This is a genomic window from Kiritimatiella glycovorans (assembly GCF_001017655.1).
GTDB classification, from domain to species: domain Bacteria; phylum Verrucomicrobiota; class Kiritimatiellia; order Kiritimatiellales; family Kiritimatiellaceae; genus Kiritimatiella; species Kiritimatiella glycovorans.
Genome location: NZ_CP010904.1, coordinates 1,689,685 through 1,710,135, shown reverse-complemented (window position 1 = coordinate 1,710,135; position 20,451 = coordinate 1,689,685). Strand labels below are relative to the sequence as shown.

The 20,451-nt window shown below is 63.0% G+C and carries 17 protein-coding genes; 5 read left to right on the top strand and 12 right to left on the bottom strand.

The annotated features are described in order from the left end of the window. Positions 1-4 precede the first annotated feature (4 nt). The 3 genes from L21SP4_RS07060 to rph all read left to right on the top strand — a co-directional run bounded on the left by L21SP4_RS07060 (position 5) and on the right by rph (position 3,319). Positions 5-1,300, top strand: coding sequence for a homoserine dehydrogenase (locus L21SP4_RS07060; RefSeq protein ID WP_074041563.1), 1,296 nt, complete (start codon positions 5-7; stop codon positions 1,298-1,300). Between the two features lie 5 nt (positions 1,301-1,305). Continuing rightward, the gene (locus L21SP4_RS07055; protein WP_236682506.1) at positions 1,306-2,475 is read left to right on the top strand and encodes a hypothetical protein; all 1,170 of its coding nucleotides are present in this window, start codon (positions 1,306-1,308) and stop codon (positions 2,473-2,475) included. A gap of 64 nt (positions 2,476-2,539) precedes the next feature. Further along, positions 2,540-3,319: a ribonuclease PH gene (gene rph, locus L21SP4_RS07050; protein ID WP_052881992.1), complete on the top strand. Its 780-nt coding sequence runs from the start codon at positions 2,540-2,542 to the stop codon at positions 3,317-3,319. Positions 3,320-3,830: 511 nt separating this feature from the next. Here rph and htpG read toward each other — a convergent pair. Then, positions 3,831-5,675, bottom strand: a complete 1,845-nt coding sequence (gene htpG / locus L21SP4_RS07045; protein ID WP_052881991.1) for a molecular chaperone HtpG — start codon at positions 5,673-5,675, stop codon at positions 3,831-3,833. Positions 5,676-5,752: 77 nt separating this feature from the next. Between htpG and L21SP4_RS07040 the strand changes: the two genes are divergently transcribed. Then, complete coding sequence (locus L21SP4_RS07040; RefSeq protein WP_160300737.1) at positions 5,753-6,529, top strand: DUF1638 domain-containing protein; 777 nt, start codon at positions 5,753-5,755, stop codon at positions 6,527-6,529. 9 nt (positions 6,530-6,538) lie between these two features. Here L21SP4_RS07040 and L21SP4_RS07035 read toward each other — a convergent pair whose 3' ends face one another. The 3 genes from L21SP4_RS07035 to L21SP4_RS07025 form a co-directional block, all read right to left on the bottom strand. Further along, positions 6,539-6,931 (bottom strand): type II toxin-antitoxin system VapC family toxin, encoded by a 393-nt coding sequence (locus L21SP4_RS07035; RefSeq protein WP_052881989.1) that lies wholly within the window; start codon positions 6,929-6,931, stop codon positions 6,539-6,541. Further along, positions 6,928-7,227 carry a ribbon-helix-helix domain-containing protein gene (locus tag L21SP4_RS07030; RefSeq protein WP_201774606.1) on the bottom strand — a complete coding sequence of 100 codons (300 nt, stop codon included), beginning with the start codon at positions 7,225-7,227 and terminating at the stop codon, positions 6,928-6,930. The genes L21SP4_RS07035 and L21SP4_RS07030 overlap by 4 nt, the downstream gene beginning before the upstream one ends. A 762-nt stretch (positions 7,228-7,989) precedes the next feature. Continuing rightward, positions 7,990-9,018: an IS110 family RNA-guided transposase gene (locus L21SP4_RS07025; protein WP_052881618.1), complete on the bottom strand. Its 1,029-nt coding sequence runs from the start codon at positions 9,016-9,018 to the stop codon at positions 7,990-7,992. A gap of 530 nt (positions 9,019-9,548) precedes the next feature. Here L21SP4_RS07025 and ltrA point away from each other — a divergent pair. Further along, on the top strand, positions 9,549-10,835 hold the full coding sequence (ltrA, locus tag L21SP4_RS07020) for a group II intron reverse transcriptase/maturase (protein WP_201774605.1): 1,287 nt from the start codon (positions 9,549-9,551) through the stop codon (positions 10,833-10,835). A gap of 445 nt (positions 10,836-11,280) precedes the next feature. Here ltrA and lpdA read toward each other — a convergent pair whose 3' ends face one another. The 8 genes from lpdA to L21SP4_RS06980 form a co-directional block, all read right to left on the bottom strand. Then, the gene (gene lpdA / locus L21SP4_RS07015) at positions 11,281-12,672 is read right to left on the bottom strand and encodes a dihydrolipoyl dehydrogenase (RefSeq protein ID WP_052881988.1); all 1,392 of its coding nucleotides are present in this window, start codon (positions 12,670-12,672) and stop codon (positions 11,281-11,283) included. Between the two features lie 61 nt (positions 12,673-12,733). Then, positions 12,734-13,636 carry a dihydrolipoamide acetyltransferase family protein gene (locus tag L21SP4_RS12725; RefSeq protein WP_417999897.1) on the bottom strand — a complete coding sequence of 301 codons (903 nt, stop codon included), beginning with the start codon at positions 13,634-13,636 and terminating at the stop codon, positions 12,734-12,736. Beyond that, a complete protein-coding gene (locus L21SP4_RS12720; RefSeq protein ID WP_082116603.1) occupies positions 13,570-14,088 on the bottom strand; it encodes a biotin/lipoyl-containing protein in 519 nt (172 codons plus the stop codon). Before L21SP4_RS12720 ends, L21SP4_RS12725 begins: the two co-directional genes overlap by 67 nt. Positions 14,089-14,160: 72 nt before the next feature. Continuing rightward, the gene (locus tag L21SP4_RS07000; RefSeq protein WP_052881985.1) at positions 14,161-16,449 is read right to left on the bottom strand and encodes an alpha-ketoacid dehydrogenase subunit alpha/beta; all 2,289 of its coding nucleotides are present in this window, start codon (positions 16,447-16,449) and stop codon (positions 14,161-14,163) included. A gap of 43 nt (positions 16,450-16,492) precedes the next feature. Continuing rightward, positions 16,493-17,245: a DeoR/GlpR family DNA-binding transcription regulator gene (locus L21SP4_RS06995; protein ID WP_052881984.1), complete on the bottom strand. Its 753-nt coding sequence runs from the start codon at positions 17,243-17,245 to the stop codon at positions 16,493-16,495. Between the two features lie 130 nt (positions 17,246-17,375). Next, on the bottom strand, positions 17,376-17,984 hold the full coding sequence (locus tag L21SP4_RS06990; protein WP_052881983.1) for a thioredoxin family protein: 609 nt from the start codon (positions 17,982-17,984) through the stop codon (positions 17,376-17,378). Positions 17,985-17,989: 5 nt separating this feature from the next. Beyond that, on the bottom strand, positions 17,990-18,526 hold the full coding sequence (locus L21SP4_RS06985; protein ID WP_052881982.1) for a TlpA family protein disulfide reductase: 537 nt from the start codon (positions 18,524-18,526) through the stop codon (positions 17,990-17,992). A 100-nt stretch (positions 18,527-18,626) separates the two neighbouring features. Further along, entirely contained in the window at positions 18,627-20,348 is a 1,722-nt protein-coding gene (locus L21SP4_RS06980; RefSeq protein WP_052881981.1) for an ArnT family glycosyltransferase, read from the bottom strand. Between the last annotated feature and the right edge of the window lie 103 nt (positions 20,349-20,451).

The window sequence follows — 20,451 nt, the reverse complement described above, 5'->3', positions numbered from 1 at the left end:
GCGGATGAAAACGGTACGAGTGGGGATCCTGGGATTCGGGACGGTCGGTGCGGGAGTCGTCGAAGGATTGAGGCGCAACGGCGCACGGATCGCCGAACGGACCGGCCTCAATCTTGAGGTCGGCGGCATCGCCGATCTCGATCTGGAAACGGACCGCGGCGTGGAGGTCGATCGCGCGCTGCTCACCGCCGATGCCGCTTCGCTGGTCGACGATCCCGGGATCGATGTGGTCGCCGAACTGATCGGCGGCGAGGGCGCGGCCCGGGAGCTGACCCTTCGGGCACTCAAGGCCGGTAAACCGGTCGTTACGGCCAACAAGGCCCTGCTGGCGGAGCACGGAAAAGAGATCTTCGACGCCGTGGAGCGGGCGGAGGCCGGGCTGTACTTCGAGGCGGCGGTGGGCGGCGGGATCCCGATCCTGCGCGCCCTGTGCGGGGGACTGGTCGGCGAGCGGGTGGAACGCATGTACGGCATTCTCAACGGCACCTGCAATTACATCCTCAGCCGGATGGAGTCCGATCGCCTGTCCTTCGAGCACGTGCTGGCCGAGGCCCAGAGAGCGGGCTATGCCGAGGCGGAGCCGGGACTGGACGTGGACGGATTCGATACCGCGCACAAGGCGGTGATCCTGGCCGCGCTGGCCTACGGCGCCCCGCTCCCGATGGACGGCATCAGGGTCCGCGGTATCCGGGGCATCGCCTCCGGCGAAATCGAGTACGCCGCGGAACTCGGATACCGGATCAAGCTGCTCGCCATCGTGCGGCAGCGCGAAAACGGAATCGAGCTGCGCGTGGAGCCGGCCCTGGTGCCCCGGCAGCATCCGCTGGCCTCGGTCGGCGGGGTGTTCAACGCGGTGGCCGTGGAGGGCGATCTCACGGGCGAGACGATGTACTACGGCCGGGGCGCCGGCCGCTATCCCACCGCCAGCGCGGTGATCGGCGATCTCGTTCAGGCCGCAGGCGATCGTGCCGCCGGCGCGGCGCCGCGGCCGAGGATTTCGTCTTCGCGAAGCCTCGACCTGCTTCCGGCGGGCGACGCGCCTCTGCGCTGCTATCTCCGTCTCGCGCTGATCGACCGGCCCGGCGTGCTCGCGAAAGTCGCCGAAGTGCTCGGCGCCCACGGCATCAGTATCGCCTCCGTGCTCCAGAAAGAGCGGCGGGAAGGGGAATACGCCCCGGTGATCGTCCTGACCCATAAGGCCCGGGAGTCCCGCTACGAGGCGGCCGTCGAGGCGATCCGCTCGCTCGAGGTCGTCGGCGAGGATATCGTCCGTCTTGCGATCGAGGATTTTGACGATTGAAGTCGGTGCTGCTCATATTGAACGGCGTGGCGGACCGCCCCCTTGAAGCCCTGGAGGGGCGGACGCCCCTCGACGTGGCCCGGGTTCCCCACATCGAACAGCTCGCCCGCGAGGGGCAGGGCGGGATGCTCGAGCCGGCCGGGGACGAGCCCCGCGAAGAGGCGGTGATTCTGGGGGAGCTGATGGGGATGGCGCCCGGCGATGCGGCCGGGCTGCGGAGCGGTCCGCTCGATGCGGCCGCCGCAGGGCTGGAAGGCGGCGAGGCCGACTGTGCGTTCAGCGCCAGCGCCGTGACCCTGGAGAACGACCGGCTTCACGACAGCGACCCCCTGGATCTCAGTTCCGATGAACTGCGTCTGCTGGGAGAGTCCCTGGAGAACGACGCAGGCGACTCGGTGCGCGTCATGCCGGTCGCGCGCGGCCGGGCCGCCGTGCTGCTCCGGTCCGGAGGCATGGAGATCGCCGACGGTACGCCCCCCTGGCTCTGGGGTACACGCCGTTATTCCCGCTACCTCGACCGCATGAGCCGCCGGGGCCATCCCGCCGGCGACCTCATGGAGCGTTCCCGGGAACTCTTCCGCGACCACCCGGTCAACCGGGTGCGCGTCGACCTCGGCGAGGATCCCGCCGACAGCCTCTGGCTGTGGGGCGGGGGGGCGGTCGCGGACTTCCCGTCCGGATACGACTGGGCGGATCGGACGCTTCTCACGAACGCCTCCGGCGCCCGCGGACTCGCCGGAAAAACCGGTATGCCAGGGCTCGACCTGCACGAGCCCTGGAATGCAGGGGCGCGGTCGGAGGCCTTCCGCCTGCCCGATCTGGTGGCCGCCCTGCGCAAATCGCGGCTGCTGATCCTGTTTGCGGAGGCCCCGCGGGCCGGCGGGCGATTTCCCGGCACGGCGGAAAAAATACGCGCCCTCGAGACGTTCGACCGCCGCGTGCTCGACCCGCTGCTCTCGGTGCTCGAGGCCAGCCGGCCCTATCGTATCGCGCTGACGAGCGACCGGGTGTTCAGCTCGGCGGAGGGCCGGCCGGTCGCCGACCGCGTTCCGTTCATTGCCGCCGGCGAAGGACTCGCCGCGGACGATACGATCCGGTGGAGCGAGGAGGCCTGCGCGGGGGGCTCGCTGGGCACGATCGGCCGCGGGGTGTTCCGCAATATGACGGGGGCGTGACGAAACCGCCGCGGGACTGAACTTTGCGGCGAAGGAATACAGACATCGCTTAAAAGGGGACGCCATGAAGGGATTTGAGGAACTGGACAAAGACGAGCTGGAACTTCCGCCTTATGAGCGTGAGGACGGACGGGCGGCCGACGAGCTGCGCACGGTCGCGATCGAACCCGGGTTTATCCGCTCGGCGCGCGGGTCCGTGCTGATCGCCATGGGGAATACGCGTGTCATCTGCACGGCAAGCGTCGATGAAAGCGTGCCGGGCTGGATGCGCGCTCAGAACGTTCCCGGTGGATGGCTGACCGCGGAATACGGTATGCTGCCCGCGGCGACCGCCGACCGCAATCGCCGCGAGGTCTCCGCCGGCAAACCGGGCGGACGGACCATGGAGATCCAGCGGCTGATCGGACGCGCGCTGCGGGCGGTGGTCGACCTGGAGAAACTGGGACGCCGCCAGATCTACCTCGACTGCGACGTGATCCAGGCCGACGGCGGGACGCGCACGGCTTCAATCACCGGCGCCTATGTTGCGTTGCGACTCGCCGTGAACCACATGCGCAATACGGGGCTGATCAAAGAGAACCCCATCAGTGAACCGTTGGCCGCCGTGAGCGTAGGGGTGGTCGAAAAGACCCCGCTGCTGGATCTCTGCTACGTGGAAGACTCGGCCGCGGAGGTCGATATGAACGTCGTGATGACCGCCTCCGGAAAGTTCATCGAACTTCAGGGCACCGCCGAGGAACGACCGTTCTCCCGGGACCAGCTCGACGCCATGCTCGGCCTCGCGGAGAAGGGGATCGGGGAACTGCTGGAGCTGCAGGAGTCGGTCATCTCCGCGTCGGGTTAATCATCGGGATCGCGGGGAGAGAGTGGGATTCACCATGAAGGCCATGAAGAGCATGAAGGGGTGAACATCATTCGTACTCTTATACTCGTACTCGTACGCGTACTCGGACCGCCGAAGGCGCGATCCCACTCCCCCTGTTCAAGGAACTCGAGTACGAGTACGAATTATGTTCTCTCTGAATCCCGATTTCGACTTCGATCCGGATTTCGAGATCCCATCCGTGTTCTTTCTTACGCTCGTAGTAGGCCCGCAGGCCTGCGAAGCAGGGCCAGGGCCGTTATCTTTCACGCGCCTTGGCCCTCCGGGCCTTGCGGCGCTACTACGAACGTTTGTCGTCTCCCATCCCGACTCCGGCATCCTCTGTGACCGCTGTGGTGAATCCCCATCCCGCCTCTTCCCCGAACGGCTCCACCACAAAAATCTGCGAAGAACCAAAAAAATACGTAGAGCCCGTTATTCGCGGTTCAGAAAAAGAGAACCGCGAATGGACGCCAGTCGACCCGCCTGACGCTCATTCGCCGCCCTGGGCGCCGAGATGTTCGATCATCCGGTTGATCCTTTTTCCGAATTCGGCGGGATCGGACGGCTTGAGTCCTTCCGCCAGCAGGGCCTCCTCGTAGAGCAGGTGCAGGCCGTCTTTGACCCGGTCGCTCGCGCCTTCGGTCTCGTGCAGTTTCCGCAGCGACCGGACGGCGGGATGATCGGGGTTGAGTTCGAAGATGCGTTTGGACTCCGGCGGTTCCTGCCCCATCTGCTTCATGAGCAGCTCCATCTGCGGCGTCATCGATTCGCGGTCGAGCGTAAGACAGCAGGCGCTCTCCCTGAGGCGGCTGGAAACACGCACCTCCTTGACGGCATCGAGTTCCTCGTTGAAGAGGTCCACGAGGCCGGCGTAATCCTTTTCCTTCGACTCGCGGCTCTGCTTCTCTTCTTCCGTCTCTTCGACCTCGTCGCGATTGACCGCCACGAGCTTCTTGCCCTTGTATTCGACGGACGGCATCACGAACTCGTCGACCGGATCGGTCATGAAGAGCACCTCGCGGCTGCGGGCCTTGAGCGGCTCGATGTGCGGGGAGTGTTCGAGCATCTCGCGGCTCGATCCCGCCAGGTAGTAGATCTCCTCCTGGTCGGACGGCATGCCGTCGAGGTAGGCGTCGAGCGTGGTCACATCCCCGGGATCGGTGGCGGTGGATTCGAACAGCAGCAGTTCCGCGATCTTCTCGCGATTCGAGAAGTCCTGCGCCAGCCCTTCCTTCAGCACCGCGCCGAACGAGTCGTGAAACCTGCGGTACCGGTCAAAATCCTTCTCCTTCATTTCTTTCAGCGTCTTGAGGACGCGGCCGACCAGGTTGTTGCGGATCTTGTTCAGCGCCGGCACGTGCTGGAGCATCTCGCGCGATACGTTCAGCGGAAGATCCGAGGCGTCGACCACGCCCTTGATGAACCGCAGGTACGAGGGCAGCAGTTCCTCGCACTCGTCGGTGATGAAGACGCGCTGGATGTACAGGTGAAGATTCGATTTCGGCTCCGCGTGAAACAGGTCGTAGGGACGCCTGGACGGGATGAAGAGTACCGCCCGGAACTCCAGTGCGCCTTCGGCGATGGTGTGGATCGTTTCGAGCGGATCTTCGAAGTCGTGCGCGATCGATTTGTAAAATTCGTGGTACTCCTCGTCGCCGATGTCTGACTTGGACCGCAGCCACAGGGCCTTGCGCGAGTTCACGGTCTCGCCTTCAAGTTCGATCGGATGTTCCATGAAATCGGAGAACTTCTTGATCAGCGCCTTGAGGCGGTGATCCTCCAGGAATTCCTCCTCGCCTTCATTGAGATGCAGAATGACGTCCGTTCCGCGCCGATCTTTTTCCGTGTCTTCGATGGTGTAGCTCTCGTCGCCCTTTGAGCGCCACTTGACCGCCGGCTGCTGCGGAGGGCGGGAGATCACGGTGACCTCGTCGGCTACCATGAAGGCGGAGTAGAATCCGACCCCGAACTGCCCGATCAGTTCGGGGTGCTCCTTGACGTCCTGTTCGCGGAGTTTCTCGAGAAATTCGGTCGTTCCCGAGCGGGCGATCGTGCCGAGATTTTCGGCGATTTCGTCGCGCGACATGCCGATGCCGTTATCGGAGATCGTGAGCGTGCGGTTCTCCTTGTCCGCCGTGATGGTGATGCCCCATTCGGTGTCGCCTTCGGCGAGATCGGGATTGTTGAGCGCCTCGTAGCGCATCTTGTCGATGGCGTCGCCGGCGTTGCTGATCAGTTCGCGCAGGAAGATCTCCTTGTGTGAGTAGAGCGAATGCACAATGATCTGCAGCAGTTTGCTGACTTCGGTCCTGAATTTACGCTTGCTCTGGGCCATGGTATAAACCTCCCTTTCACGGTCGCCCGCGCCGGGCGCGCCTTATGATCGAAACCGAGCATGATAGGATTTCACGGATGAGTTTCCAGTCAAAAACGAAAGAACGGAAGCGTTACAAGCTGGTGGGGTGCGAGATTTTCTTCCGCGAGCTATGCGCCGCCGCGGCGCGCACGCCGCACTGCATCGACCTCGAATTCCTGCCGAAGGGACTGCACGACCTCGAGACCGGGGAGATGCTTGAACGGGTGCAGACCGCGGTCGACCGCGCGGAGCCCGAACGGCACGACGCCGTGCTGCTCGGCTACGGGCTCTGCAACAACGGCCTGGTCGGGGTCCGCGCGAAGGAGGTGGAACTGGTGCTGCCCCGGGCGCACGACTGCATCACGCTGTTCCTGGGCAGCCGGCGGCGCTATCGTGAGTATTTCGACGCCCACCCCGGTTCCTATTACCTGACCAGCGGGTGGCTCGAACGGGGGCACGGAGGGGGAGGGGACCTCGAGGATCTCTCCATCCAGAGCAAACTCGGCCTGAATATGGCCTACGAAGAACTCGTGGAGCAGTACGGCGAGGACAACGCACAGTATCTGTGGGAGACGCTCGGTGACGCTACCCCCCATTACGAACTCTTCACCTACATCGAGACCGGTGTTCCGGACGAGAAACGCTTTGTCGAGGAAGGACGCAGGCTCGCCGAAGAGAAGGGCTGGAGCTTTGAACACCTCGAGGGCGATCCGAACCTGCTGGAACGGCTGGTCTGCGGACACTGGGACGAGGAGGATTTTCTCCGCGTCCCCCCGGGCCATAAAGTGCGCGCCACCCACGACGACCGGATCGTTGAAGCCGTGCCGGAGTGACCCTTGCTCCTACGCGAAGTTCTTCACATACGCCGGTTTCAAGTCCGGAAACATGGGATAGTGTTTCACATTCAGGGTGGCCAGCTGCGCGGACCGGGACTGCGCCGTCGCCGCGATAAGCGCATCGGCGAGTCCGACGCCGTGCGTTTTTGCGAACTTATTCCGATAGATGCCCCCCGCGATGGCGATGTCGCGCGATACGGGTATGACGGGGAAAAGGCCGGTCAATTCATCGAGCGTGCAACGCTCCTTCTCGCCTCTGACGCCCGAGTAAAGCTCTGCGACCACAATGCTCGAAAGTACCATGCGAGACCCTTCGTTTCGCAACAAAAGGTCGGCCTCGGCATACCCTCGAAGAAAATCGATCAGAACATCCGTGTCCACCAGCAGGGGAGGGGTCATCCAACCATCCCCCGGTCCCAGGAGCGCCGGATTTCATCAAAATCGGGCAAATCATCCCGGTTGCACCAGAGACCGGAGGCCTTGTTCAATGTGTGCTCTGCACGCAACTCGCGGGCCTGGTACAGGAACTGATCTACAGCTTCTCGAATCAGTTGAGATTGCTTCCGCCCCGTGAATTCCACCATTTGAGCCAGGCCGCAGCGCTCCTCTTCAGTCAAATATACTTGCGTCCGGAACATAATACGCACCCCCGTGTCATGTATATGTCCGATGTATACATTACTATACTCATTCATTCAAGAAATATCCGATCCGTTGGGATTTTTGTGGAAAGTCGTTCGGGGGAAAGGGCGGGGGTGCGGAAGATCAGGGAGAGCGTAGAATCGCGATCGTGGGGAGAGAATGGGATTCACCATGAAGGCCAGGAAGAGCATGAAGGTCGGTTGAGGGGGGGCATAATCCGTACTCGTACGCGTACTCGGAGCGCCGAAGGCGCGATCCCCCTCCCCCGGTTCAAGGAACTCGGGCACGAGTACGGATTATGTTCTCTCTGAATCCCGATTTCGACTTCGATTCGGATTTCGAGATTTCATCCGTGTCATCGGTGTAATCCGGTGCGCCAAGCAAAGCTTGGCTGTTTCTAACTGAATGAAAGGAGTCACCCATTAGAGGTTCCGGTCAAACACAAAAGTCCCCTTCGTGCCGCTGATCAAGCGGCTTCCCTTCATGCCTTGTTTTGATCGGATTCAACCGTCGCCTCAACCGTTGCGTTCCGTACCGTGGTTTTCGTTTGCGGTTGTTTCAGTCACCCATCTGGTTTTTAGGTGAGGGCGAATCTTTTCCAGATCCATGGCCGCCACCCGTTCTCGTATTGGAGCCAGAAAACCGTTTGTTCCCGCTCGTTGCCTATTCAGTCACCGTGGTTCATCTGCACGCAGACTTCCAGACCCTTGAAGGCTGACGACAGGACAGACCGCAAAAGCTGAAGCGATGCCGCCGGTTCCAATCAGTCCGCTGATTTAAGCAGACCCCTAGCCGGTTCCCGGCAGCATCGGGTTTTAAAACAACATTCCCATTACATATTCCTCCCCGTTCATGACATGCCAAACGGCTTTGGACAATTTTGCCGCCAAGGCCTTCTTCGCCACAATCGCGTTGCGCTTTTTCTTCTTCCGGTCATACCAGGATTGAATCTCCGGATAAAAGCGCGGAGCGAAGCTCGCGGCTTCAACGAAAGCCCATGCGAGAAACGGATTGCCGTTGCGCTTATTGTTCTCACCTTTCTTCCTGCTGTTGGAACTTCGCTCACTTTTGACGGCGCGGCAGTAGGAGGCGTAGCATCCCGCGTTCGGGAAGCGGGCGAAGTTGCCGCTTTCAAGCACGATGGTCATCCCAAGCGCCTTCCCGATGCCCGGCACGGTCTGAACCTGTTCAAACGATGGGTTGGGCTCAATAAACCCCAGCACCGCTGATTCGATCTGTCCGGCCAGCCGCTCACTGCACTGGACCGCCTCAAGCAACGTGCGGAGTTGAAGCTGTACGAACGGATCAAGGCCCGTCGCCTCGACATCCGCCTGCGTCCACTGCTGAAGAGCACGCGATCCCGGCGCCTTGAATCCGTAACGCTCCAGCAGGCTTTGCAGGCTGAGCATAACCTGGGTGCGCCGCCTGACAAACAGCTGTCGGCGTCGAAGCGCGTCGCGAATCGAACGAACCTCCTTCGGATAAATGTAGCTCTCCGGGAAAATATCCAATCGGAGCAGTTCGGCCAGCCAACGAGCATCCGATGCGTCATCGGCATGTTTCAACCCCTTGTACTGTTTCATCTTCGCCGGATTCCCCAATCGCACGTCCCGGTTCTGCTCACGCAAGCCGTCCACCAGCCAGTACCAGTTGAACGTGGACTCAATCCCCATCGCCTGAACCTGCGGCCAGTAGGGATCCATCGCCTCATTGACTGCATCGAGCGTGGTTCGTACCCGCCGCCGGAAGACTTCCGTGCCTTCCCGGTCGCAAATCGAGAGAAAAACATTGTTTCCATGCAGGTCGGCTCCTGCGTACAATTCCTTTGCGCTGGTCGTTTGCATATCCGGTACTCCTTTCGTTTTTGCTTAAACAAAGAGTACGTTGCATTCGACCAGCGTCTATTTCAAAGAACCTCTATATGGTTATCAGTCGTGTGAATTGATCGTTGCACATGTAGCCGACCCAGCGGTGATCGGGGGTAACCCCGGCGTCGAAGCCTGGGAAGGCGAACGCGCGAGCCATAGCGAAAGCGAACTTGATTCAGCCTCGTTACACAAGTCGAGGGCGGCCAGCCTATCGGATATGATGAAGCCAGCACTTGTCGGGAAGGAACGGTCATATGCACCGGCAAGGCCCTCCGGGGTAACAAGAGACGGCGCGCGCAGAAAGAACAGCCAGGAACTTGGGAGGCCCGCCGTGATGTCGGGTAAGCCGACAAGCCCGTGGGGGAATCAATAACCTCGGGGGTGATCGCGTGCGGGAGTCGGAGAGGCTCGTAGTAGTGATGAAGCGGGGTAATGCCCGTGGAGCGAAGGGGTCTCGGCGGAAGACGAGCTGAGTAAGAAGCGCGGGGGACTGATTGGTGAAACCTATGACAGAAGAAGCGACGGAGTACTATCGCATTGACGACAGACTCTTGCCGCCGAAACTCGCCGCGCTGAGACAGAAGCTGAGTCAGAAGGCCAAACAGGAGAAGCGGTTTCGCTTCTACAGTCTCTATGGCCACATTGGCCGGGCCGACACTCTGCTGGCGGCATGGAAACATGTACGCGCCAACGGCGGAAAAGAAGGCCCCGATGGTGTGACCATCGAGGACATCGAACAGAGTCAAGGAGGAGTCGAAGCCTTCTTGGCGGATATTGAACGCAGCCTGAAGGATCGAACCTACCGTGCTGGAAAAGTGCGGCGGGTCTACATCCAGAAGGTGAACGGGAAACTCCGTCCCTTGGGAATACCCTCGGTGCGGGATCGGGTCGTGCAGACCGCTACGGTTCTGATATTGGAACCGATCTTTGAAGCTGACTTCAAGGACTGCTCCCATGGGTTCCGGCCTGAGCGCTCGGCGCATGATGCGTTGAAGGCGATTGGGCAGGAGCTCCGGCAAGGGCGGTGTGCGGTGTATGATGCGGATCTGGCCGGCTATTTCGACAGTATTCCACACGACAAGCTCATCGCTTGTGTGCAGATGCGTGTCACCGACCGGTCCGTGCTGAAGCTGATCCGAATGTGGCTGAAAGCGCCGGTAGAGGAAACGGAGAAAGGCAAACCGCCGACCGTGAAGCGCAACGACAAGGGCACGCCGCAAGGCGGGGTCATTTCGCCGCTTCTGGCCAACATCTATCTGCACTGGTTCGATGCGGTGTTTTACCGCAAAGACGGACCGGCACGGTGGGCGAAGGCCAAACTGGTGAGGTACGCCGATGACTTCGTGGTCCTCGCCCGGTATATCGGTCCGCAACTCGAAGCGTTCATCGAAGCCAAGATAGAAGGGTGGCTCGGGCTGAAGATCAACCGGGACAAGACCCGGATACTCGATGCTCGGGAACCGGGGCAGACGCTGGACTTTCTCGGATATAGCTTCCGCTATGACCGGGACCTCGGCGGACGCCCGTGCCGGTACTGGAACCTGACACCGTCGCGGAAAGCGCTCCAACGGGAACGTGATCGGCTTCGGGAGATGACCGGACCGGAACAATGCTTCAAACCTCTGCCGACGGTGATCGACGAACTCAACATGCAAATGCGAGGATGGGCAAACTACTTTTCGCTGGGTTATCCGCGTGTGGCATTCCGCCACGTCAATGGATACGTGCGACAGCGTCTCACGCGACATGCGAAACGACGCAGTCAGCGCGGCTACTGGCCCCTGAAGGTATGAGCTACTACGCGCATTTCAAGAACATGGGACTGATCTACCTGTGAAACCATCCAACAAATGCCTTCCGCGAGAGCCGGATGCGGGAAATCCGCATGTCCGGTTCGACGAGGGGGAGGGCAGTCCGCGGTCATTGGCTATACGCCTCTCATCCCGTGGCTCCCTCTCTACTCTACTGGTCGAAAACACAAGAAAGGTCTCTCGCCAAGGCGCCGGGACCGCAAAGATGAATGGGAAGAGCACAGGCAAAGAAATCGTGCGTTCTCTCTTACGTTCGTAGTAGGCCCGCAGATCCGCGAAGCGGGGCCACCACAAAAATCTACGAAGAGCCTAATATGAACCCTGGCGTGAATTCGCGGTTCAGAAAATCCCGACAAGCGGATCCACCGGACGCTCATTCGTCGCGCCGGAGATCCCCGGCGATAGAAGTCAATCCCCGGAGCCGGTTTTAGCGCTTCTTCGGCGGGGCGTGGATGCATTCGCCGTGCGCGTCGTGCGCGGCCTCCATCCAGACTTCGGCGAAGGTCGGGTGCGCGTGGACCGTACGACCGAATGCTTTCGCGGTGAGTTCGTTGCGCACGGCCGTGGCCGCTTCGCCGATCAGGTCCGTCGCGCGCGATCCCACGCACTGCGCGCCGAGGAGCTGATCGGTCGCGGCGTCGGCGACGAGTTTGCCGAACCCTTCGGACTCGTGTCCGGCCAGTGCGCGGCCCAGCGAGCGGAACTGGAAGGTTCCGGTGCGCACCTCGTAGCCCTTTTCCTTCGCCTCACTCTCCGTGAGGCCCACGCCGGAGACCTCGGGATTGGTGAACATGGCGTAGGGGATGCAGCGTTCGCGCCGGCTCTCGGGATCGCCCAGCGCGTGATCGACCGCCGCCAGCGCCTGGTCGGTCGCCGCGTGCGCGAGCTGGATCGGGTTGCTGACGTCGCCGATCGCGTACACGCCGCGCGCCGTCGTGCGGCTGAATTCGTCGACCGGAATAAAGCCCTTCTCGTCCGGCGCAATGCCGATCGCCTCGAGCTTCAGTCCCTCCGTCACCGGATGGCGTCCCACGGAGGCCAGCAGCATATCGGCGCCGACCTCGCGCTCGCCCGCCTTGCCCCGGACGCCGTTTTTGTCCGCCGTGACCTCTGCGAGCGGCGCGCCGGTCAGGATCTCAATGCCGAGTTCCTTCTTCATGTGACGGATGACGACCTTGCGCAGATCCTTGTCGATCGTCGTCAGGATATCTTCAAGCAATTCGACGATGGTGACCTTCACGCCGAGGCGCGCGGCCATGCAGGCCAGTTCACAGCCGATATAGCCCCCGCCGAGCACGATCAGGCTTTCGGGCAGTTCGGTGCGTTCCATGAACGCGCGGCTGTCCACCACGCGGTCGCTCTCGGGCAGAAAGCCGGGCATAATCGAATTCGAGCCGGTGGCGATGATCACCTTTTCTCCGGTGAGGTGTTCTTCGCCGCCGCCGTTCAGATCGACCCTGATCTTGTTAGCCGTCTCGAACGATCCGGTGCCTTCGTACAGATCGACCCCGTTCGCTTTGAGGAGCGAGCCGATGCCGCCGGTCAGCGTCTTGATCGTCTTGTCCTTGTGCGCGACGAGGGCGGCATAGTCGATCTCGACGCCGGAGACCTTGACGCCGAGTTTATCGGCCGTCTCCACGTCGTGATAGCGGTGCGAGCCCGCGATGAGCGTCTTGGCGGGGATGCAGCCGCAGTTGAGGCAGGTGCCCCCGAGCCACTCCTTCTCGACGATGGCGGTTTTCGCGCCGCGCTGTGCGGCCCGGATGGCGGCGGGATAGCCGCCCGGTCCCGCGCCGATTACGATGATGTCATAGTCCATGGGTTGCCTCCTTCGGTTAAATGCATCGCTGGAACCCGCGGTCCTTCGCGGCCGTACGGATTCAGCCGACGAGCTGTTTCCAGAACTCCACGTCTTCCAGTTTGTCTTTGACCGCGTTCAGGAACTGCGCCCCGGTGGCGCCGTCGACGATGCGGTGATCGGCGGACAGCGTCATCTTCATCTGTTTGCGCACGGTCAGTTCGCCCTCCCGCACCGCCGGCGTGTCCTGTACCGAGGCCACCGCGAGGATCGCGCCCTCGCCGGGATTGATGATCGCATTGAACTGTTCCACGCCGAGCATGCCCATATTGGAGATCGTGAACGTGCCGCCCTGCATCTCCTCGGGCGTGAGTTTGCCGTCGCGCGCCCTGCCGGCCCGTTCGCGGGCCTGCTCGTGCAGGGCGTCCATGTCGAGTGCGCCCGCGTTGCGGATGACCGGTACCACCAGACCCTGTTCGATGGAGACCGCGAGTCCGAGGTGGACCTGCGGATGCCGCACGATGCTCCGGCCGTCGGGCGTCATGCTGTTCACATCGCCGTGCTCCTCCAGGGCGAGGATGACCGACTTCATCACGAAGTCGTTCAGCGAATAGGAGCGGCCCGCGGCCTTCAGCTCCTTGCGGTACGCCATCAGATCGGTCATGTCCGCGCCGACGGTCACGAAGAAGTGCGGGATGTCGCGGAAGCTCTGCGTGAGGCGGTCGGCGATAATCCGGCGCATCCGGCTCATCGGCTGCGGGCGGGACGCGATCGCGCGCCGGACGTCGTCGATCGTGATGGTTCCGTCGTCCCCACGGCCCTCGAGGGTGAGGATGTCGACTTCTTCCTGCCCGGCCAGCTCGCGCGCCGCCGGCGTGATGCGGAGCCGGTCGAGGCCCTGCTGTTCGAGGTACGCTTTTACGTCCCGTTCGACGATCCGTCCGTTCGGGCCCGAGGCGGGAATGGCGTCGTGCGAGAAGACCAGGTGCTCCCGGCAGAGTTTCTTCGCGCGCGGGCTGATGAAGGTGCGTTGCGGGCCGGCAGGCGCGGCCGGCTGCGGGCCGCGGCCGCGGGGGAGGGCGCGGCGGCGGGTTGTTCCGCTTTCGGCGCCTCCGCTTTCGCGGCCGGGGCCGCTCTTTTCTCCGGCTGCGGTTTCGGCGCCTCCTGCGGCGGCGCTTCGGGGATCGTGTCGCCCTCGGCGCCGACGTAGGCGACGACCGACTGTACCGGGACGGACTTGCCTTCCGGGACGACGATCTTCAGCAGCGTACCCTCGTAGAAGCTTTCCGCCTCGAGCACGGCCTTGTCGGTTTCGACCTCGAAGAGCGTCTCGCCCTTTTCGACGGCGTCGCCTTCCTTCTTGTGCCAGTTGACGATTTCGGCCTCTTCGACCGTCTGTCCCAGTTTCGGCATGCGTACGGGTTGTGCTTCAGCCATGGTGATGGACTCCCTCTGTTATCGTTGCGTCCGTGCGTCTGCGCGCGGCCTTTTCCGGTGCCGGGTTGCTGATCACAGGATCCCCTTCGCGGCGGAGAGGATATCATCCGCGTCCGGCAGGAACGCGGCCTCCAGCACGTGCGACTGCGGAGCGATCCCGTCCCGCGCGCCGACCCGCATCACCGGGGCGTCGAGGTAATCGAAGGCCTCGTGCGTGATGCGGGAGGCGACTTCGGCGGTGAAACTGCCCACCGAGACGGCGTGGCTGGCGACGACGCAGCGGCCCGTTTTGCGGACCGAGTCGAGCACCGGCTGCAGGTCCAGCGGCACGAGCGAAAGGAGGTCGATGACGTCCGCTTCGACACCCTCGCCGGACAGCGTGTCCGCCGCCTTGAGTACGTCGTGGAGCATCGGCCCCCAGGTGACGAGCGTCAGGTCGCCGCCTTCGCGTTTTACGTCCGAGCGGCCCAGCGGCAGTGTGTAATCCTCCGGCGGAACCACGCCCTTCTTCCCGTAGAGGATCTGCGACTCGACGAACATCACGGGATTGTTGTCGCGGATCGCGCTCTTCAGCAGTCCCTTGGCGTCGTAGGGCGTGGCCGGATAGACCACGTACAGGCCGGGGATATGGGCGAAGACGCTCTCGAGGGTCTGGGAGTGCTGTCCCCCGTAGCCCTTGCCGCCGCCGACCGACGCGCGGTAGACCAGCGGGACTTCCGTCTGGGCGCCGGACATGTAGTGCCACTTCGCCGCCTGGTTGGCGATCTGGTCCGAGGCCATCAGCGAGAAGTCCATATACATCAGTTCCGCCACCGGACGCAGCCCCGCCATTGCCGCGCCGACCGCCGTGCCGCAGATGCAGGCTTCGGAGATCGGCGTATTGAAGACGCGGTCGCGGCCGAACGTCTCGAGCAGGCCCTTGGTGGCCTTGAACGCGCCGCCGTAATCGGCCACGTCCTCGCCGTAGACGATCACGCGGTCGTCGCGCTTCATTTCCTCGATCAGCGCCTCCTTGATCGCATCGCGGTAGGTCGTGCGCTGATCGTCGTCGCGCTTGATCTCCGGGGGTTCGTTGACGATCTCCACCTTCGCGTGCTCGTCGGGGACCTCGTCGCAGACCGTATCGGTGTAGAGATACTTGAGCACATCGGCCGGATCGGGGTCGGCCGACTCGGCGGCGCGGACGGCGGCCCGCGCGTTGCGGTCGGCGACCTTCTTCCTGAGCGCCTCCACCTCGTCCTCGCTCATGAGCTTCTGCTCGAGGACCTGGGCGATGAAGGTATCGATCGGGTCGATGTCGCGCCACGCCTGTTCTTCTTCGCGCGTGCGGTATTCATTGCGCGGGTCCGAGAGCGAGTGGCCGTAATAGCGGTAGGTGCTGACTTCGAGCAGCACGGGGCCTTCGCCCTTGCGGCACGTCTCCGCCGCTCTCCCGACGGCGTCGCGTACGGCGAGAATGTCCATGCCGTTGACCGTTTCTGCCTTCATGTTGTCGTCCGCGAACCCGGCGCCGCGGCGGGCCAAAGTCTCCACGCCCATGACTTCGTTGTCGGTGCGGTGGGTCATGCCGTAATGGTTGTTCTGGACGACGAAGATGATCGGGAGGCCCTTGCGATCGGCCTTCGAGAGCTTGTTGGTGAACTGGTACTGCGCGGCCCAGTTGAGCGCTTCGAGCACCACGCCGTTGGCGTACGCGCCGTCGCCGGCGAAGCAGCAGACCACCTCCTCGTCGCGCAGGTAGCGCAGCGCCATCGCTGCGCCGGTCGCGATCGGGACGCCGCCGCCGACGATCGCGTTCGCGCCGAGGTGGCCGATGGAGAAGTCGGCGATGTGCATGCCGCCGCCGCGCCCCTTGCAGTAGCCGTCGTCCTTGCCGAACAGCTCGCCGATGGTGCGGTAGGCGTGGTCTTCGAGCGCGGCCTCGAGCAGTTCCTCGCGCGAGGATCCCTTCGCGTCCGGCACGCGGGCGCGCAGCTCGTCTTCATCCATCGCAAAGATCGCCGCCGTACCCTTGGCCATGCTGTCGCCGTGTCCGCGGTGCGTCGAGGTGATCTTGTCCGTCGGCGCGAGGGCGGTGCAGGCGCCCACGGCCGTGCCCTCCTGGCCGATGGAGACATGCGTCGGGCCGCGGTATTCGAAGTCCGCGGTGGCCTCGTAGGCGCCGGAGCGGAGCTTGATGATCATCTCTTCGACTTCCCGGACCATCAGCATGTTCTCGAGCAGGCGCGGGATTTCCTCTTTTTCCAATCCGTGGTCCACTTCGTGCTTCAGGTCGCCCCGGTACTGAAACCCGGGTATCTTTCCGCAGTCGATCTCGAACGGCGTGAAGTCGGGCCGGTTGTCGCTGAGGTAGTTCGGCATGGCGTCTCTTCTCCTATGGTTGCGGTTTCCGCCCGGTGATCCTTCAGGCCCGGGTCAGTTGAATTCCCTTTTTCTTCAACAGTTTCGTAAACGAGGCCGGCGCGCCGCGGTCCGTGATGACCCGGTCGAGATGCTCCATCCCGCCGGAATGCGCGAACGAGACCGCGCCGATCTTGCTGCTGTCGGCGAGCAGAATGACCTCGCGCGCCCGTGCAGTGACCTCCCGCTTGGTAAAGGCCTCGCCCGGATCGGTCGTGGTCAGTCCGGCGTCGGCATCGAGACCGATGGTCCCCATGAAGGCCTGGTCGAGATGGATCTCTTCGACCAGGCAGCGGGTCAGGGGTCCGACCATCGTCTGGCTGCGGCGGCGCAATTCGCCGCCCACAAGAATCAGCCGCGGGCCGCCCGAGGCCAGCTCGTACGCCGCGCGCAGCGAATTGGTCACCACCGTGATCTGTGTCCAGTCGCGCAGAAGCCGCGCCAGCTCCAGCAGCGTGCTGCCGCCGTCGATGTAAATCGAGGCGTCCGGATGGATCAGCTTGACCGCCTCCGATGCGATCCGCTTCTTCTCCTCGGGAGAACGGGACGTCTTGTCGTCAAACAGCGGTTCCTCCATCAGCCCGCCCGCACGGACCGCCCCGCCATGGACGCGCCGAAGCTCGTTCTTGCTCTCCAGCTCCTCCAAATCGCGCCGGATCGTCGCCGGAGAAACCGCCAGCTCCTCCGCGAGATCATCCACCCGGACCAGCCCGTCCTCGCGCAACCTCATCCGGATGCGCTCAAGACGCTGCGGCACAAGCGCTCGATGTTCCTGTCCAGCCATAACGAGCGCGACCATGCCGCAAAAAATGAACACAAACAATCAAAAAAGAGCAAAGCAATTATGGCAGGAGGCTGACTATCTGCCCGCGGTGTCCCGCTCTTCATCACCGCAGCTTGATACTGCAGCCGATCGACGGGGTCTTCTGCCGGGGCGGGGTTTCCCCTTTAAGCAGTGCGTCCAGGGCGTCCCGCAGGAAGGGCTTTTTTACCTTATCCGGGTGATTGAGGTTGTCGTCGATCGCCCCGTGATAGACGAGTTCGTCGTCTTTATTGAACAGGAACGCTTCGGGGGTGCGTCTGGCTCCGAAGGCCTTCGCCACTGCCGAGGTCAGGTCCATGACGTAGGGGAAGTGGTAACCGTTTTCTTCGGCCTGTTCCTGCATGCTTTCGAAGCGGTCCTCCGGAAAGCGTTCGGGGTCGTTGGAATTGATGAAGACGACGCCGACGTCCTTTTTGCGGTATGTGTTGCCGATCTCCACCATCCGTTGTTGCCACTTCTGCACGAAGGGGCAGTGGCGGCACGAGAAGATCACCAGCGTGCCTTTCTCGCCCCTGATTTCTTCAAGGGTCAGCATCCCTCCGTCGACGTTTTTCATCTCAACATCCATCTTCGGCATGGACGCACCGACTTCGAGAGCTTCGGCGCCCTGCGCGCCGGGCATCAGCAACGGCAGCGCGAGTATCAGCAGGCTTGCGGTGAATAAGCGTTTCATGGCGGTTACTCCTTCGACCCGGACTCGAGCAGGTCTTTAATGGTTTCTTCATAGCGTTCGCGGGAGTGCGCTCCGACCCACGATTCGAGGCGCTGCCTCTCGGGGCCGAAGAAGAACGTGGCCGGTATGGACCCGTTCCATTGTTTGGAAAACAGGCGGATCAGCTCTTCGCCGGGGTTTTCCGCGATGAGCGAACCCCACGGCGAACCGTACTTATTCAGGAACGAGCGTACTTGGTCCGGATTTCCGGCCGGGTCGACCGAGATCAGGATGACCTCCATCCGGTCCGCTTCGGGAAGGGTTCCCAGCTTGACCAGGCCCGGAAATTCAGCCCGGCAGGGCGGACACCACGTCGCCCACAGGTGAACCATCACCAGCTCCTTGTCCGATTCGTCAATCCTCCGCTCGATCTCTGCGACCCCGGCGGGCTCCACGGTGAGTTCGGCTGAAGACGCGTCGCCACGCTCCCCGGTGTCTTTTGCTCCGCACCCGACCGCCATCGCCAGAAGCAGGGCCGCCATCGCCGTAATCATTTTTTTCATGTGGACCTCCTCCCAATGCATCTGCTTTTGCCGTCCGATTAAAAGATACCTAAACAGGGGCATTATGGCAAGGGGGAATTGAAATCTGTTGCGGCCTAACTCAGCGGGGCCCGTGGGGCATCGCGGGCGCGGAGTGCACGAACATGCTGCGGTCGCCGCGGGGATCGACCCGCACGCCGACGGCGAATTCCATCCAGCTCGACCGGCCCATATTGACTCCGCTGACGCGGTACCACTGGAGAGAGGGCGCGGTCATCCATTCCATGGCCTGCGCTTCGCGGTCTCTGGAGGGTTCGATGGATTGGCCTGTCGCTATCGCGCGCAGGGTGTCGTCGAAATCGTATTCGCGCACGGGGAACACGGCCACCAGCGAGCCGGAGCGGTTGAGCTGCCGTTCGAGCGCCTCCGCGTTTTTCGACCAGTCCCAGCGGTGATCGGCATAGAATACGAGGCTGGGTTCGGTGTAGGACCACGCCGTGTACCGTGCTGTGGCGGGTGCAAGCTCGAAGAGGCGTTTCATGGTGAGGGGGTGGGCCACCGTGCGCATCTCGCGGCCGAGCATGCCGAAGGCCAGGGCGGGGATCAGTGCGGCCAGCGTCAGCGAGGGGATTTTTTTCTCCCGCGCGGCGGAGGCGAGCAGGAGCCAGGAGGCGAGCGTGACCAGTACGGTGACGGCGATTGCGCGCAGCGGGGCAAAGGCCGGAGCGTAGCGGACGGAGAGGAGGACCCAGGCCGCGCCGGCCAGCAGGGTTGCGTACAGAACGAAGGTGCCGCGGAACCACCACGAACGCCTGCCTGTTGGCGGTGACTGAAAGAGGATCAGGAAAAACGCCGGGAAGGCCGGCATGACGTAATGCGGCAGCTGCGTCGAAGCGAAGGTGAACATCACGTACGGCCCCGCCAGCCAGGCGGCCAGAAACGCGCGCTTCGCGTCCCAGTTCCGCCTGAGCGCCGAGGCCCCGTCGCCGGCCCAGGTGATCCACGGGAAGAGGCTTAGAAAAGCGGTGCCGAGATAAAAGAGCGGAGACCCATTCCGGTTGTTGAACGGTTCCGCGGCGCGGTCGATCACGTGTGTCCCGAAGCCCTGCGACCAGAACAGTCCGTCGGTGGCGATCAGGGCGGGGACCGCCCAGGCTGCGACCGGCGCGAGCACGACGGCGGCACCCGAAAAGGGCTGGAGGCGGTGCCAGGGGTATCGGATCCGGCGCGTGAAGGCGCAGAACAGCAGGATTGTCCCCGCCAGTACCGCCGGCGTGACCACCCATTTGGCGAGAATACCGGCGGCGACGGACAGGTACAGCGTCCAGAACCAGAATCCCCAGCGTCGTTGGCGCTCGCCGAACATCAGTTCATAAAACGCGCGATGCGCGAGCACGACGGTGAGGATCACCCCCATGTCGGCCGTGCAGATGCGTCCGTGGATCTGGGTCTGAAGGCAGGTCATCCATCCGAGCGCGGCCCACACACCCGCTTTTACTGAGAACAGGCGGCGGCCGAAGGCGAAGATTGCGGCGGCGGTGGCCGCGGCGGCGAGGACGGTGGGGAGGCGCGCGGTGCCCTCGTGCATCCCGAAGGCCCGGTAGAGGGGCATCATCGCCCAATACGCCAGCGGCGGCTTGTCGAACCGGTATTCCCCGTTGAAGTACGGGACGGTAAGCGTGCCGCGCTGCAGCATCTCCTGCGTGGCATGCGCAAACCGCGGTTCGTCGCGGTCGATCAGCGGAAAGGAGAACGTGCCCGGGAGCAGCAGGATCAGCGCCAGCAGCGCCGCGGCGAGAGGGCCGCGCGCGTCCGGAAGCCGTTTCGACCTTTTCGCGACCATGCCCCGCTCCGGCTCAAGGTGAAGCGGCAGACTAACAGCCGTGCAGGGGAACACCAAGCGGTTACGCCTCTCTCCTCTGCTCCGCGTTCATCCGCGGAGCGTA

What these genes read in the sequence shown, in the direction of transcription:
- L21SP4_RS07060 (WP_074041563.1), top strand. Translation starts at nt 5, where the DNA reads ATGAAAACGGTACGAGTGGGGATCCTGGGATTCGGGACGGTCGGTGCG.
- rph (WP_052881992.1), top strand. Translation starts at nt 2,540, where the DNA reads ATGAAGGGATTTGAGGAACTGGACAAAGACGAGCTGGAACTTCCGCCT.
- htpG (WP_052881991.1), bottom strand. Translation starts at nt 5,675, where the DNA reads ATGGCCCAGAGCAAGCGTAAATTCAGGACCGAAGTCAGCAAACTGCTG.
- L21SP4_RS07040 (WP_160300737.1), top strand. Translation starts at nt 5,753, where the DNA reads ATGAGTTTCCAGTCAAAAACGAAAGAACGGAAGCGTTACAAGCTGGTG.
- L21SP4_RS07035 (WP_052881989.1), bottom strand. Translation starts at nt 6,931, where the DNA reads ATGACCCCTCCCCTGCTGGTGGACACGGATGTTCTGATCGATTTTCTT.
- L21SP4_RS07030 (WP_201774606.1), bottom strand. Translation starts at nt 7,227, where the DNA reads ATGAATGAGTATAGTAATGTATACATCGGACATATACATGACACGGGG.
- L21SP4_RS07025 (WP_052881618.1), bottom strand. Translation starts at nt 9,018, where the DNA reads ATGCAAACGACCAGCGCAAAGGAATTGTACGCAGGAGCCGACCTGCAT.
- ltrA (WP_201774605.1), top strand. Translation starts at nt 9,549, where the DNA reads ATGACAGAAGAAGCGACGGAGTACTATCGCATTGACGACAGACTCTTG.
- lpdA (WP_052881988.1), bottom strand. Translation starts at nt 12,672, where the DNA reads ATGGACTATGACATCATCGTAATCGGCGCGGGACCGGGCGGCTATCCC.
- L21SP4_RS12720 (WP_082116603.1), bottom strand. Translation starts at nt 14,088, where the DNA reads ATGGCTGAAGCACAACCCGTACGCATGCCGAAACTGGGACAGACGGTC.
- L21SP4_RS07000 (WP_052881985.1), bottom strand. Translation starts at nt 16,449, where the DNA reads ATGCCGAACTACCTCAGCGACAACCGGCCCGACTTCACGCCGTTCGAG.
- L21SP4_RS06990 (WP_052881983.1), bottom strand. Translation starts at nt 17,984, where the DNA reads ATGAAACGCTTATTCACCGCAAGCCTGCTGATACTCGCGCTGCCGTTG.
- L21SP4_RS06985 (WP_052881982.1), bottom strand. Translation starts at nt 18,526, where the DNA reads ATGAAAAAAATGATTACGGCGATGGCGGCCCTGCTTCTGGCGATGGCG.
- L21SP4_RS06980 (WP_052881981.1), bottom strand. Translation starts at nt 20,348, where the DNA reads ATGGTCGCGAAAAGGTCGAAACGGCTTCCGGACGCGCGCGGCCCTCTC.